This window comes from Aerococcus sanguinicola (genome assembly GCF_008726925.1).
Classification (GTDB): domain Bacteria; phylum Bacillota; class Bacilli; order Lactobacillales; family Aerococcaceae; genus Aerococcus.
The window spans coordinates 621,430-636,262 of the sequence record NZ_VYWO01000001.1 but is presented as its reverse complement, the minus strand read 5'-3'; the positions used below and the strand labels follow the sequence as shown (position 1 = coordinate 636,262).

10 protein-coding genes, 2 pseudogenes and 1 riboswitch are annotated in these 14,833 nt (G+C 42.5%); of the genes and pseudogenes, 8 read left to right on the top strand and 4 right to left on the bottom strand.

All coding sequences use genetic code 11. The features are described from left to right. The first annotated feature begins 74 nt into the window (after nucleotides 1-74). A complete protein-coding gene (locus F6I03_RS03070; RefSeq protein ID WP_070430334.1) occupies nucleotides 75-770 on the top strand; it encodes a hypothetical protein in 696 nt (231 codons plus the stop codon). A 600-nt stretch (nucleotides 771-1,370) separates the two neighbouring features. On the opposite strand, the gene F6I03_RS03065 is transcribed toward F6I03_RS03070, so the two are convergent. The 4 genes from F6I03_RS03065 to F6I03_RS09725 all read right to left on the bottom strand — a co-directional run bounded on the left by F6I03_RS03065 (nucleotide 1,371) and on the right by F6I03_RS09725 (nucleotide 5,087). After that, the gene (locus F6I03_RS03065; protein WP_070430333.1) at nucleotides 1,371-2,996 is read right to left on the bottom strand and encodes a 3'-5' exonuclease; all 1,626 of its coding nucleotides are present in this window, start codon (nucleotides 2,994-2,996) and stop codon (nucleotides 1,371-1,373) included. Further along, on the bottom strand, nucleotides 2,989-4,284 hold the full coding sequence (locus F6I03_RS03060; protein ID WP_412054928.1) for an ATP-dependent nuclease: 1,296 nt from the start codon (nucleotides 4,282-4,284) through the stop codon (nucleotides 2,989-2,991). Before F6I03_RS03060 ends, F6I03_RS03065 begins: the two co-directional genes overlap by 8 nt. Beyond that, nucleotides 4,284-4,748 carry an AAA family ATPase gene (locus F6I03_RS03055; protein WP_150983057.1) on the bottom strand — a complete coding sequence of 155 codons (465 nt, stop codon included), beginning with the start codon at nucleotides 4,746-4,748 and terminating at the stop codon, nucleotides 4,284-4,286. Before F6I03_RS03055 ends, F6I03_RS03060 begins: the two co-directional genes overlap by 1 nt. 192 nt (nucleotides 4,749-4,940) lie before the next feature. Continuing rightward, nucleotides 4,941-5,087, bottom strand: coding sequence for a hypothetical protein (locus F6I03_RS09725; RefSeq protein ID WP_168160457.1), 147 nt, complete (start codon nucleotides 5,085-5,087; stop codon nucleotides 4,941-4,943). 212 nt (nucleotides 5,088-5,299) lie between these two features. Here F6I03_RS09725 and F6I03_RS03050 point away from each other — a divergent pair, with 212 nt between their 5' ends. The 7 genes and pseudogenes from F6I03_RS03050 to F6I03_RS03015 all read left to right on the top strand — a co-directional run bounded on the left by F6I03_RS03050 (nucleotide 5,300) and on the right by F6I03_RS03015 (nucleotide 14,113). Then, nucleotides 5,300-6,385, top strand: coding sequence for a DUF5067 domain-containing protein (locus tag F6I03_RS03050; protein ID WP_070430331.1), 1,086 nt, complete (start codon nucleotides 5,300-5,302; stop codon nucleotides 6,383-6,385). Nucleotides 6,386-6,527: 142 nt separating this feature from the next. Then, entirely contained in the window at nucleotides 6,528-7,709 is a 1,182-nt protein-coding gene (locus F6I03_RS03045) for an ImmA/IrrE family metallo-endopeptidase (RefSeq protein WP_070430330.1), read from the top strand. A 2-nt stretch (nucleotides 7,710-7,711) separates the two neighbouring features. Beyond that, nucleotides 7,712-8,106, top strand: a pseudogene (locus F6I03_RS03040) (DUF4411 family protein). Nucleotides 8,107-9,202: 1,096 nt separating this feature from the next. Then, nucleotides 9,203-10,309: pseudogene (locus F6I03_RS03030) on the top strand (PTS transporter subunit EIIC); the annotation flags it as partial. Nucleotides 10,310-10,712: 403 nt separating this feature from the next. Next, nucleotides 10,713-12,299, top strand: a complete 1,587-nt coding sequence (locus F6I03_RS03025) for a sensor histidine kinase (RefSeq protein WP_070430327.1) — start codon at nucleotides 10,713-10,715, stop codon at nucleotides 12,297-12,299. Further along, nucleotides 12,277-13,038, top strand: a complete 762-nt coding sequence (locus F6I03_RS03020) for an AraC family transcriptional regulator (RefSeq protein WP_150983056.1) — start codon at nucleotides 12,277-12,279, stop codon at nucleotides 13,036-13,038. The genes F6I03_RS03025 and F6I03_RS03020 overlap by 23 nt, the downstream gene beginning before the upstream one ends. After that, on the top strand, nucleotides 13,022-14,113 hold the full coding sequence (locus F6I03_RS03015; protein ID WP_150983055.1) for an extracellular solute-binding protein: 1,092 nt from the start codon (nucleotides 13,022-13,024) through the stop codon (nucleotides 14,111-14,113). The genes F6I03_RS03020 and F6I03_RS03015 overlap by 17 nt, the downstream gene beginning before the upstream one ends. 476 nt (nucleotides 14,114-14,589) lie before the next feature. Beyond that, nucleotides 14,590-14,703: riboswitch (FMN riboswitch) on the top strand. Nucleotides 14,704-14,833: the final 130 nt, after the last annotated feature.

Below are 14,833 nucleotides of genomic sequence, written 5' to 3'. Positions count from 1 at the left end.
CAAGCTGGTATACTAAGACTAGCTAAGAGATACAGAGTAAGCCATCTTATCTTCTCAATGAAAGGAAGGATCTTATGACAGGCAAAATAAGTTTAGTTTTACTCGCTAGCCTGGCCCTGTCCGCCTGCTCTGGATCAACTACGGACCAGGAAGAGGCATCAACAGCTTCTGAATCTGAACCCAAGCAAGACGTTTCGTCGGTCGCTGAAGCTCAAGTTTCTAGCGCTTCATCCAGTGAGCGCTCAAGCCAAGCAACTCGTTCTGAGATTCAGCCTTCAGTTCAGCATGAAGAAGTCCAAGCCGCACCAGATCTCAGAGCCCGCTACCAGGCGGAGGAGTACCAAGAGTTCAAGGAGTATCCAGGCTATACTAACAAAGAAGTCGAAATGGTAAGGGTCTACCTGACCGTGATGAATAATACCGACCTCTTCCCTTATGGTAACGATGGTGACCATATCGATGCCAGCTTCATACCGGCAGGGAGTCCGGTAGCTACCAATGCCCCGGGACTTTCTCCAGTTTGGCCTCAAGACACTTGGAACCTGGCAATGGGAAAAACGATGGCCAGCTCCTCGATCTTTCAATATACCAGCAATTACGACGGTACCGTTACCATCTACCGTAGCTTGTATCATTGGCATAGTAGCCCAGAATCCGACGCAGCTATTGCGCAGGAAGTCTTAGACAATGCCTTTGTCCTACCTGTCGAACCCTTCACCCCAAGCCAAGTCCAACCCCTACTCGAAACCTTGCAAATCTGGGGCGAGTGAGAGGAGAGTTCCCACATAACGCGAAACATCCCCCTAGAAGTGGTGGCCTCTAGGGGGATGTGTTGTAATGTAGACTTACATGAGCTCAGTGCATTGCGGTAGTGACTGAACGATATTTTGGTGGTTGAACAAGAAGTGATAAGTGATTAGCCCATATTAATCCATACGCTTATTCCACACGTAAGCGACTCATATTCCGTGAAGCTAGAACTTCAAGGGAATGAGCTGACGTGGTTGGTCTACTTACTTTCTGCGGTTATTATAGCATTGAATGGGCGATTGGCTAATTGTTGGAGGGAAGTTGTTAACTATGACCCGATTTTAATTGCAGGGTGGGTCCAATTTTTAATTGATATATAACATTACGTATCGTCAGATATTCAATATATTCCTAATTATATTATTAGCTTGCGTCATGCTAATTCATTCTTTTCATTAATTGGACTAACTAAATAATAATATGAACTTCACATGGCACTTTTGTGCATAATAGGTGGCTGAGTTAATTCTTAAATGTACTATTGGATTTTATAGAACAATTAATATTTTTGTTGAATGCACCAATAATTATTTTGGAAAATGATATGAAGGTGGACTATCTTAATAAAAATACCATGACTTTAAATTGGCTAATCTTTGGCAATTGTTTTCAGATAAAAAGGGGGATGGTTGGCAATTTTTAATTTCTCCTTTAGCATTGATTCTTTTTTCAGGAATCATTATAAAACATCTCTTTTTGGCTCGTGTAACAGCTACATAAAATAAATTAAAATCCTTGTTAAGTTTTTGATAGTTATCTTTATCATTTGGGCCATCGTATATATAAGGAATAATAAATCTATACATATCAAAAATAAATACAATATCGAATTCCAATCCTTTACAATTATGCATAGTCATTATTTGAATTTCATTAGACTTAGCAGGACAATAATTTTTTAATTCTGAACGATCCGATATAATTTCTTTAATGAAAAATTTGAAGTTTTCGTCAGTAATTTTAATTTCTATAAGCTCGAATATCCGTTTAAATTTATCTATTTCATCATGATAGTCAGACAATTTTGCATTGAGTAGGTAATCGATATTTTTTTCGATCTCTTGTTTTATATGATAGTTAATATTAATTATTTTTGAAAAATATTTCGACTTGATTTCAAGTGAAGTTATTTCATTATTTTTATACTTAAAATAATCAATTAAAAATTCATGGAATTGTCTTAAGGCAGGATCGTTTTTCTTCAGTAGTTTAAATGGCGAATAATATTTATAGGGGATATTTAAGTGCTTAGCTATAACTTGGCAAGCATCATGAGTCCGTGCAAATATTGCAATCTGATTTTCAGCTTGAATATTATACTTGCTTTTTATATATTCGATTGATTTAGGTAATTTTTTTGCAATATCTATAGGGGATGAACTGAAATTATCTGATTTAGTATAAATATAACTTACGCTTTTTTCAGATACTTTTTTAGGATTATAATTTTGAGATTTTAGACAATTTGAATATTCTATAATTCCCTCATTAGATCTAAAGTTTAAAGTTAATTCATGATGTGTAAATGCAGTATCATGGATTAATAATTTAAGATATTTTGAATCCTTAAAAATAGATTGATTCAAATCTCCTACTACAAATCCGCAAAGGTTTAGTTCTTTAACTAAGTAACAGAATATCTGATGTTGATATTTTCCACAATCTTGATATTCATCAATCATAATATGACTGTATTTTGCTGCAATATATTTTTTTATTTGAGGTACAGTTTCAAGTAAATAAAAGGCTAGATCACCAATTTGTTCAATGAATATAATGTTTTTGTTGAAGTAATCTAAAATTTCATCTAATTCTAATTTTCTGTCAATAGATTTTTTAAATATATCATGAACATGAAGTATTTGAAATTCTCTGATTTCTTCAAAATAATGCTTTGAAAATGGATAGATTATCTCTTGTAGATAAAAAGAATCTATAGTGCCAAAAAAATCATACTCATCAATATTAGTAGATTTATAGACTTTTTTCTTCAAATTGTCGCTTGCTTTATTAGTATAGGATATTCCTATTATCCCTTTGAAATCGTTATCCGACTTTTCCTCTTTAATGAACTTGATTTTTTCTACTAATGTAAAAGTCTTCCCACTTCCCGGTACAGCTGTAAGTACCATATTTTCAGTAGATTGAATAGCAAATTTTTGCTCTTCAGTAGGCTTTTTACTCATTAGTTTCACCTATTGATAAATCTAATATACTTAGGAGTGGAGCAAATAATATTGAAGTATCTGGTATTTTTTCAAATTCTGAGAAGTAACTTTGAGAAAAGTTAAACATATTTTCACCTTTTTTCTTACACATTTTTTCATAGATAATATCTCTATCAGTTTCGTTATAAAATTCTTTTAATGAGCTAAATAAAGGACTGTCGATAATGTCCTTTTCAAGATCCTCAGTAGCTAAGTATAAATTATGTTTTGAAAGTTTATTAATAAACTCAGGAATAGGCATACTATTTGAAAGGGTACTTGGCTTCTTTCCTTCTTTAAAGGAAATATCTTTTTTTATAGTTTCGTAATCAATAGGACTATATGGCAAAAAATCTATTGAATAGTTTAAATTATTTAGCAGATTAATTAGTCTGTTAATTCCAGAAAAACGAAGCATACCAGTTTTGTTTTGAATTTTATTTAAATCGTTATCAGTTCTTATAGAAAATGGAATTTTAAGAGAGAGACATATTTGCGCATAAGGTTCAAAACCAACACCCTCTACTGATAATATTTCCGTGTTGTATTGATTTAGATCAATGCTCTTAGATTTCGCCAGAGTTTTATAAAAAATAACTTCGGAAACACCTTCAACAAGTAATACTGAATTTAGAAAATATAATTGTGAATTAATCAGGTTTCTTCTATGTGCAAAATCATTGAAAAAATTTATCAATTCTTCATTGATTCCTTCGTTAGCAGCGATTGAAGATTTGCTATCTGATGAATATAATCTTATAATATTTCCAGGATTTATTTCGTTAGCAATACTTGGTGAATGTGAAGTAATTAAAATTTGTTGGTCAAGATTATCAAATATATGTCTAGCTAATCTGACCTGCTGTTGAGGATGCAAATGTGCTTCGGGTTCTTCTAGAGCATAAAATGTAATACTTTTATCATCCGCTAATTCTTTTTGTTTTGATATCCAAGTAGATAAATATATTTGATTATTCCTTCCATCTCCTCCTAAAGTTAATTTTTTGTCATCTGTTTCGTATATTAGTTCAACATTATCAATAAGTTGTTCTGCATCACTTGAAATACTAGAGAATCTAAGTTTTTTATTTTGATTATTTACTGATAATGTTTCCATCTCAGTATTTATAGAATCTAGGGATTTTTTTATATACGAAATGTCGTCAATTTTTGCATTGATACTAATTAAATTGTTATCAATATCCTCGATTAAAGAATTATCTTGATTAACTATCTGATCAGATCTTTTACCTTTAGTAAAATCAATTAAATTATTTTTTCTCTTTTTATAAATTGTTTTAAATTACGACTACTATTAACAACTTCCATATTTAAAAATCTTAGATAGAATCTACTGGTTGCTTCTTCTAAAGTATCTATAGTTGGACCAGTAGAAATAACGTGTATACCATCTTTCCTATTACTATATCTTATATAAGTTGTTCCGTTTTGAATATTTTCTTTGAATCCAGCAACTAGGCAATCTTCTGATATATTAGATACTTTTACGGTAATCATAATTTCATTAGTTTCTTCATAGGCGTAATAATCATTAGAAGTTAATTCTAAATCTCTGTAACTGAGACTCTTATCAAAAAGTAGTCTCAAGGCGTATATTAAATTTGATTTACCTATATCGTTAGCGCCCAAGATTAAGTTTTTATCTGTGAAATGAATAATAGCATCTTTAAAACAACGAAACCCTTTTATATGAATAGTATCAATTAGCAAAAAATCCTCTCCTTACAAGATACATATAATAATTTAGATGATTTTTTTATTAATATAGTAGAAAATTATTATCAATAATCGTATCACCTTTTTAGTAGAAAAATTTTATCGAATTCACTTTCCATATCTATGTGATTTGATTTATTAAAAAAAGAACATTAAATTGATGTAGCAAGTAAAATTTAAATTACATTATCTATCTTTCCCTCTCAAATAAGCATACACCAAACAAATCCCCACAGTAATGATGGCGTATAGAACAGTAAAGCGATCATTTGGGGATTTTGAGATGAAGACTCCCCAGAAGATTAAGGCTAGGGCGGTAATAAAATCTTTCAATGTACTTACCTCCTGATTCGTTACTCGCTTAAATAGTGATCGTTAATTAGAGTATATCACAATAAATAGAAGTTTTATGCCTATACATAGCCCATCTAATAGAGTAATTCGTAACCTAATCAAAATCTTTCACCTCCATTAAGATTTTTGATACACCCCCATCACTCAATTTGCTATAATTCTCTCATTATAGATATGGAAGGAAGTGACTGATGAGGAAATTATACCGCTTGGCCTTGGTAGTTGTAGCAGGGGTGGCCTTGTGTGGGTGTGCGAAGGAGTCGCCGTCGTCTGCCTTGCCGGGAGCTTATCGCTCAGACAAGGCTAAGCTCTATGAGAATATTCCGGAGACTTTTGACGGCAGATACCTGGACACGGTGGATATTGATATCGAGATTGAAGAGGTCCGCGTCCTGCCTGCTGGGGCCAAGGGCAATGAGAAAGGGGAGGGGCCTGTGATTGCCTTCTGGTACCAGGCAACTAACCAGTCAGAGGAAGAGCTGTCAGCTTTTGATGCTTGGATCCGCTGTTTTGTCGCAACTCAACACCAAGACCAGCTGGATGATAATTTTGAGAATGACTTGGCGATAGCAGACCAACCTGATGCGCGCTATGAGAGAACGCAGAACAAGAAGTTGAAGCAGAAGGAGTCTGCTAAGAGCGCCATTGCCTTTGAGATCAATGATATGCGTTCACCCGTGACCCTGTTTGCCAAGACGGCGCAAGGGAAGAACTTGGGCAGTCAGGACTATGACCCAATCAGCTTACTGAAGGAGAGCCTAGTCAAGAAGACAGCTGCGTCAGACAAGGCTGATGCCACATCGACGGCAGCTGGGGCTAAGCCCAAGCAAAAGGGGAATTTTCCTTCTAAGCGGGTGGAAGGCGCGATCATCGAGAGTTTGAACGCCATGCTGAATGGAGCCGTCACTAAAGGTAATATTATTTATTGGCTGAAGGCGAGAGGGTACACAAATGTCGAGATTAATGAGGCCTTGACTTATATAGATCTTGATGACTTGTATGGTTCGCCAAATTATAATGGACAAGATCCTTATGATGCCACACCTGAACCCATCCAGCCTAAAGAATTAGCGGATACGATTTTCCCTGAGGGTGTCCCATCTGATGATGGCCAAGCGCCTTATATACAGGACCAAGCCTCATTACCCTCTCCTAATCTGCCATCTCTTGGACCTGGAACTAGCGATTATACGTCTGATGCACCGGTAGATAATTACGATTACACAGCTGATTGGCCAGACTGGAGTGCAACAGATCCTGCACCACCATCCAATTAGATGTGTTTTGAATAAGGGCTCTCCCTTAGGTCACTTAGATGGCTTAGGGGAGAGGCTTTTTTCATTTGTAAGGGTGTGGCTAATAGTCGTTTTTATAAGTTATTTTTGCTACAATGAAGTTAACTAGAGAGGGGGGAGTCGAATGTCAACAGCTCGAGTGCCTGTTAATCCGAGGCTTATTAAGTATTATATGGAACAAGCCTTTTTAACTGAAGACGACCTGTCGAAGAAGCCGACCTTTAAGAAGCTAGAGGACTGGTTATCAGGGAAGCTCAATCCAACTTTTAAGCAGCTGGTTGACTTGAGTAAGGAATTGAATGTGCCTGTTGGTTACTTCTTCCTTGAGCAACCAGTTGATGATACGCCAGACCTGATTGCATATCGGACCTTGGAATCTAAAGAAAATCATTCAAGTGCTTCTCGTGAATTGATCGAGAATATTCAGTGGGTAGAGGACCAACAGGATTTTTTATCGGATTACCGTCAAGGGCAAGGATTTGAGAAGTTGGACTATGTTTCCAAATATGAGGCATACACTTTGAATGATGTTGAAAAGCTTGCAGATGAGTCTAGGAAATTATTAGATCTTCCGCTTTTTTGGCAGAAAGATTTGAAAGGGCAGACTGCTTTTAAGTATTTTAGGCAGCGCTTGAATGCGATAGGTACGAGCGTTGTTGTCCAATCGCAAGTTGCCTTGAATACACATCGTTCGCTTGATTTGGATGAATTTAGAGCTTTTGTCTTACTGGATGATTATGCTCCATTTATTTTCATCAATGGCAAAGACTCAGAGAATGGGCGTTTATTCTCTCTCCTCCATGAATTTGGCCATATTTTGTTGGGCCAAGAAGATGTCTTATCAGATAATGAGCTATCCGACGAAGTTAGCCAGGCTGAACAACTATGTAATGCTTTTGCGGCAGAAATTTTAGTGCCTCAAGCCAGCTTTCTGGATACTTGGCAGGACCAGGTCCCTCCTAAAGACTTAATTGAAGATTTATCGCGAACATTTAAAGTGAGCCAAGTTGTTATTGCGCGTCGGGCTTTAGATGCCAAACTAATTGACCGAGACCTCTATCAAGGCGTCGTTAAAGAAGTCCGTGAACAATTTAACCAATCTGAAGCTAAGCGAAAACGAACTTCTGGTGGACCTGATTTTTGGACTACGCTAAAGTCCCGCCTCGATCCTCTTGTAACGGAGAGTGTGTTCAATGCTTATTATGAGGGAAACATCAGATACAGTGATGCCGCTAATTTATTAAATTTGCCCGTTGGTACATTGAATAAGCTTGAACGAAGACTTCAAGATAAGAAAGGAGAATAAGGATGTATTTAATTGATGCCAATATTCTTATTGATGCAGGAAAGAAAATATATCCTCAAGATGTCTTTCCTTCTTATTGGACTGAACTTCCTTTAAAAGCTAAGTTTGCGCAGTCTTTTATGTTAACGAGAGTCTTCAATGAGCTTCAACAGGGGGATGATGATACGTTTTCATGGGTAGATGAACATTTTCATGATTTTTTGATTAAAGAAGATGAAGACTATGAAATTATAAAAAAATGGGCCGAGGTTATTCATCTGTAACCAGTGAAACCAAGGCCAATCCTCAGGCAAGTGGGCCAAGTAAAAATGCTAAAATCCCTGATGTAGCTGGACAATTTGCCGTTCCTTGCATCAGTCATATCGAATGGCTTAGACGATTAGGGTTAAGCTTATAGATGTTGATGACTTGAACTGAGAGAAGATTTAAAAGTTGGATTCTATTCAAAAGACAGCAATGATTCCTATACGTCACTATTTCCTTTAGATAGTGATGTGGAAGATCAATGCTCTAATGAATATGAGCACTAATTTATTTCTGTTAGCCTGAACCCGACTAAAGCGAATTACGGTGCGTAGGCGTCAGCCCTTCTTGACCTGCTAAATATTCAAGGACCGAATTAAAAAGCAAAGCACCTGTTCCAACTTTTATCATTTCTTTAACTAGCAATGTGGAAACCAGCACTTCTATAGTTTGAACATCAATTTATTTCTGAGCAAGAGTGAAGCGTTGGAGTTGGTCCTTAGCCGTGAACAAGCAAGCGATGTGAATTAGGGCTAGTAGGCGTAACTGTACTAGCCCTTTGAAGCTCGCTAGGTGAGGGACCATGGCCCGAGCCGGTGCCACGGCTCTGTAAGGACCAAATTCAAAAGCCAACCGCCTTTCCTCCCCGGTGCCATCTCAATAGCTAGCAATGTGGAACCCAGCACTTCTAGAGTTTGAACACCAATTTACTTCTGAGCAGAAGTGAAGCTCGAGTTTGATCGTTAGCCATGAATAAGCAAACGAAGCGAATTATGGAGAGTTGGCGTCAGCCTTACTCTCCGTTTGAGTCTCGTTAGGCGAGAGACCAAGGCTCGAGCCGGTGCCATGGCTTTTTAACGATCAAACTCGAAGCGAAACGGATGCTCACAAGCACAATCTATTTCTTGGAATCCAAACAGTATAGAATTTTCCACATTCTAGCTCATTTCTTCCCTATTTAAGCCTTTTCATTCCTTCTATAATCAAGCTATAGAAGTTATGAGGAGGTTTTTCTTGTGTTTGAACAGGAATCCCGGGCGATTTTGGCTGCACTGGCCGGCTCGGACAACATTAAATACATCGAATTAGTGGATGAGGGCATTGAGCTAGAACTCAAAGACCTCTCCTTAGTGAAATTGGACCAGTTAGCCAGCCTGGATGGCATCCAATCTCTGGACTTGGACGGCTACCAGCTGACCCTCCACATCCAGAACAGTCGCCAGGAAATCTACGAGAAAGTCCTGGAAGTGATGGATGGAGGGGAAGAAGCAGAAGATAAGGAAGAGAAGAAGGAATCAGTCTTCAACAAGGCGATTAAGGCAATCACAGCTTCGCTATCTCCTGTCGTGCCAATCATGGCGGGGGCTGGCCTAGGCAAGGTCATTGTCCTGGTCCTTAACCTGACGGGGGTCCTAGCTGAGGACGATAGCTTGTATATCTTCCTCAAGTTTATCTTTGATACGTCTTACTACTTCCTGCCCGGCTATGTGGGCTTCTCTGCGGCCAAGGTCTTCGGGGCTAACCGCTATCTAGGGGCTTTCATGGGCTTGATGACCGTCCATCCGACTTGGGTCAAGATGATTGAAGCGGGGACGGATGTGAACTTCCTGGGTTTCCATATTCCTTTGATTGAATATGACACCACCCTAGTTTCGGCCCTCTTGACGGTCTGGATGATGTCCTATATCGAACGCTTCTTCCGCAAGTATATTCCGGACATGATCAAGGTCTTTGGCGTGCCGTTGATGACCATGTTAGTGACGGCACCACTGACCTTCCTCGTCTTCGGGCCAGTGGGGGACTGGGTCTCCCATGTCATTGCGGACGGGTCGGTTTGGCTCTACGATAACATCGGTTTCATCGCCATTCCACTCCTAGCAGCGGCTTATCCATGGCTAGTCTCAATTGGGATCCACAAGTCACTGAGTCCGATCTCTATTACCTTGGTGGCAGAACAGGGCTATGACCCCATTATTCGGGTGGTTGCCCTCTGTGCCAACATGTCCCAGGCAGCCGCTGGTCTGGCAATCGGCTTGCGGGCTAAGAATAAGGAACTCAAATCTTTGGCCTTTTCGACAGGTCTGACAGCCTTACTGGGCGGGACAACCGGTCCTGTCATGTACGGGGTCAACCTTCCTTTGAAGAAACCAATGTATGCTTCCATGATTGGAGCCTGCGCTGGTGGGATCTTCGCCAGCTTGATGAAGATGAAGGCCTTTATCTATGTGACGCCAGCCCTTCTGAGCCTGCCGATGTGGGTATCCAAGGACCAATCCTATTTGGTGGAAGCTATTATCACCATCCTGATTGTTACGGTAGTGACCATTGTGGCCCAATTCTTACTCGGCTTCGATGAATCGGACTACAAGGTTAAAGATTAAGTCCAAACGAACAGAAATTTTATCTCAGAAGATAGGGTTTCTGTTCGTTTTTCTTAAATTTCAACTAAAATATCCTAAGAAGCCTTCGTTAGACATTAGGATTTGTTCCCTAAAAAGAGAAAGAGCTAAAAGTAGGGCTCTTTTATTTCTAACGGCATATTCGCGAGAGAAGGTGGCGGATCACGAGTCGAACCGGCATATTCGTGTGGGAAGCTGCCGTATCACAAGTCCAACCGGCATATTCGTATGGGAAGGTGGCGGATCTCAAAGCAAATCGGCGTACTCAGCAAGTAAAGGGGCTTTATTCAGAGACTAAAGAAATATTTTTCTTCATTCTCTCTCGAAATGGACTATACTAGATAAGCAAGGAGGTGGGGTGATGGCAAAAACTTTTCGTGAATCGCTGGAGAAAGATATGGTGCGGATTGGGACACTCTTGGTCTTAATGGTATCTGGTCTGCTAGTGTTGGTCTTTATGGCTTATGCCTATATTGAACAGACCACCCAATTGCGGCGGGATACGGCCCGGCTGGCAGCGGACTTCAGGGAGGACTTGGCTGGAGCTGACCGTATCCTCCAAGAGATGTTGGGGGCAGAGGGCCCGGACCGCGACTTGGCCTATCATTTCTACCGGAGCCAGGCGGCTGAAGGATTAGAGGGGCAGGTCTTCCTGCTCGACCGGTCGGGGCGCGAACTTTATAGCAATGCCCCTGACCACCGCCTGCCTGGGACCTACCGCCAGCTCTTAGTTGAGGCCCAAAAAGAAGCCGGCTGCCTGGCTTATTATGATGCGGCGGCCAAACCCTATCTAATGGTCTACCGCCGTCAACCAGACCAGATCGCCCTATACCTGATCAAGGGGGAAGACCTGGTCAAGTCTGACCAGCCCTATGCGGTATCTTATGCGGTCTTGACGGCCTATGACCGCGTCCTCGCGGCAGATCAGGCCAGCGCCCAGCTCAGTCCTGGAAGATCGGGACATTTTGCCTTAGTCAATAACCAGCTTTATCTCCAGCGCCAAGAAGATCTGCCTGCTGGCTTCAAACTTCATACCCAGATTCTCTTCCTGCCAATCTTGTCACTCTTGGCCATCTCTTTTGGCGGTCTCTTGCTTTTGATTCTCTTCATGGTCGCTCTGACCAATCATTTTGCGGCTTATCTGGCCAGGCACAACAGCCAGTCGATCGATGCCTTAGTGGCGGAGACCCAGCTGATTTCCCAGGCTGCCCAAGACCGCTTGGAGGAGGACTACGAGGCCGAGTTCGCCTACCTGGCCCAGGCCATGAACCAGATGCTCGAGCGGATCCACCAGCTCAACCTTGACCAGATTGACTTGGAGCGGGACAAGGTGAACTATGAGCGCAAAATGTTGGAGGCCCAATTCAATCCCCACTTTCTCTACAATACCCTGGAGACTATCCGGATTACCAGCCAGTTCGATCCCAAGGTCTGCAGTCAATTGATCCGGTCCTTGACAACTATCTTGCGCTATTCCATGGATAGTCAGATGGCGGATGCGTCTTTGGCAGAGGACTTGCAGGTGATTGACCACTATCTCCAAGTGACCCAGGTGCGCTTTCCCCAGTTTTCTTATAGCATCAGCTGTCCCGAGGCTTTGGGGCAGGTCCAGGTCCCTCGGCTTTTCCTGCTTTCAGCCATTGAGAACGCCATTAAGTATGGTCGGGACCAGCGGCCGGACTTGCGAATTGAGCTGACGGTGGGCTGCCAGGCTGAGCGTCTTTTCTTTTGTTTAAGGGATAATGGCCCAGGCTTCGACCCAGAAGCGCGCGACCAGTTAGCGGCCGATTTGACAGCTAATCGGGGGCAACATGGTTTGATGAATTCGATCAAGCGCCTACGCTATCTCTATCCCGAGGCGCAGCTGGAAGTGGCAGAGGTGGACCAAGGGACATGTTTAATCTATTGGATAAGGAGGCCGGCTCATGTACCGGATGGTAATTGTTGAAGATGAGGAATGGATTCGTAAGTGGTTGGTCTACGGGGTGGACTATGCCCAGCTGGGAGGTGTGGTGGTCGGTGAGGCTGCTAATGGCCAAGTGGGGGCTGAGCTGATTCGTGAGACTCAGCCAGACCTTGTGCTGACAGACATCACGATGCCCGTCATGGGGGCCTTTGATATGTTCGATGCGGTATCTGATCTGTCTTTTGAGAAAATTATTATTTCAGGCTACAATGATTTTACCAATGCCCAGGCAGCTATCCGCTATGGGGTGGTGGACTTTGTGACCAAACCTATTGATGAGGAGGAACTTCTAGCTTCAGTCCGGGCTGCCTTCGACCGTCTGCTTCCCCAAATTGTTGCGGATAGTCAAGCAGACGGACTCCTGTCTGGCCTCGTTACGAGTCCTGATGACCTGGTTCAGGAGGTCTTAGCCTATGTCCACGCCCACTACCGCGATAAACTTACTATGGCAAGGCTAGCCAAGGCTTTGGGCTACAGCGGGTCCTACCTCTACCGCAAAATCAAAGCTAGCCTCTCGGTCAGCCTGAGTGATTATATCCAGCGCTATCGGATTTCTCAGGCGGTCCAAGCCTTAGAAGGCTCAACCGACATCCGGATCGCTGACCTCGCCAGTGAACTGGGCTTCTCTGACTATAATTATTTTGACCAGGTCTTTAAGAAGTATGTGGGCATGACCCCAACGGCTTTCAGGAAGGGCGGACAAGATGGCAAGAAAGACTAAAAAGAAATGGCCCAGCTACCTGGGGATTAGCTTCCTTTTAGCCATGGTCTTGGGGCTGGCATGGGCCTTGCATTGGGATCAGGAGGTCCCCAAGTCTTCGGTTCCTGAAGCTCGTTTAGTGGTCTATTCTCCGAATTCAAATGGGCTCCTGGCAACTGTCGTTCCGGCCTTCGAGCAGGCTTATGGGGTCCGCGTCCAGCTGGTCCAAGATTCAACTGGCAATCTTTTTGACCGGCTTAAGTCAGGGGATAGCAAGTCCGATGTCGACTTGGTCTTCGGCGGGTCGACACTCTGGTATGAAGCCAACCAGGACTATTTTATTCCTTATGCTGCGAAGGGGGCTGAGAATCTGCCAGCCAGCTACCGAGCCAAGGACCAGACCTATACGCCCTATGCCATGGAAGGGACGGTGATCTTGGCCAACCGCCAGCTGACCCAGGGCCTGACTATTCATTCTTATGATGATCTGTTGAATCCTAGCCTGCAGGGGAAGATTGGCCTAGCCGACCCGCGTCTCTCTTCTAGCGGCTTCTCCCAACTCCTGACTATTCTTTTGGCCAAGGGGGGCTACCAGTCTGAAGCAGCTTGGGATTTTGTGGGCCAGCTCTACTTCGACCAGGAAGCCCAGATCTATAAGGAATCTTCAGAAGTCAACCGGGGCCTGGTCCAAGGGCAAGTGGCTGTGGGCTTGTCGACGGAGGCGGTCGCCCAGCAGCTGATCGCCGAGGGAGCAGCCCTAGACTTAATCTATCCGGATGAAGGCTCCCTCTACCTGCCAGCTGGGGTCGGCATCGCCAAGGGGACCAAGCACTTGGACCTGGCTCAAGCCTTTGTCGACTACCTCCTCTCAGATACCGTTCAAGCTAGCCTGGCGGAAACCCTCTACCAGCGCCCCATCCTGACTGACCAAGAGCAGAAGTCTGACCTGCGCGACTGGCAGACCATTAAGCGCCTATCGGACGAAAGCTGGGATATCTTAGACCAACAAGACCAACTCCGCCAACGATTTGAAAAAGAGGGTGTGAAGGCTAGCGGTAGAAATAGACCTCTGGAAGCAAAAGCCAGAGAAGACTGAAAGTCTTCGGCGGCTTTTGATGAAGAGGAGCTATTTCTGCTAGCCTGAACCCGACTACAGGGTGTGAGCAAAGGCGGTTAAAAAGGGATGACTGGAGGCAAAGAGGATAAGAACGGCTTTAGCCGGTCGTTCCACTTTGCTGAAGTCACTCCCTTTTTGTCTTTGCGAACCCAACTAAGGGTGTGAAGGCTAGCGGGAGGAATAGACCTCTGGAAGCAAAAGCCAGAGAAGACTGAAAGTCTTCGGCGGCTTTTGGTGAAGAGGAGCTATTTCTGCTAGCCTGAACCCGACTACAGGGTGTGAGGGTGCGCGCTTAGCTGCTTTTCACTGGAGCAAGTCAGAATAAGAGCGAAGCATTCGCTCGTTTCAAGCTCGTTTCAAGAAAGTTCGATTCTGACTGTCAAGGGTGATGTAAACCTTTCCATGCTTTTCCTTGACATTAGGAATGGGGCCGGCTATAATATAGGCAATTGAATAACTATCTTCAGGGCAGGGTGCAAGTCCCTACCGGTGGTAAAGCCCACGAGCCGCGAGGTTGATTTGGTGAGATTCCAAAGCCGACAGTATAGTCTGGATGAAAGAAGATCGAAAGAATGAATAAGTTTTTAAGATGCTCTGGAATGATATGAATCGTTTCAGAGTTTTTTTATTAGCAAAATAAATTCTTTGTAATGTCTTGGATAGCTCTATTCAAGGCATTATTTTTTTGGAGGTGTTTGG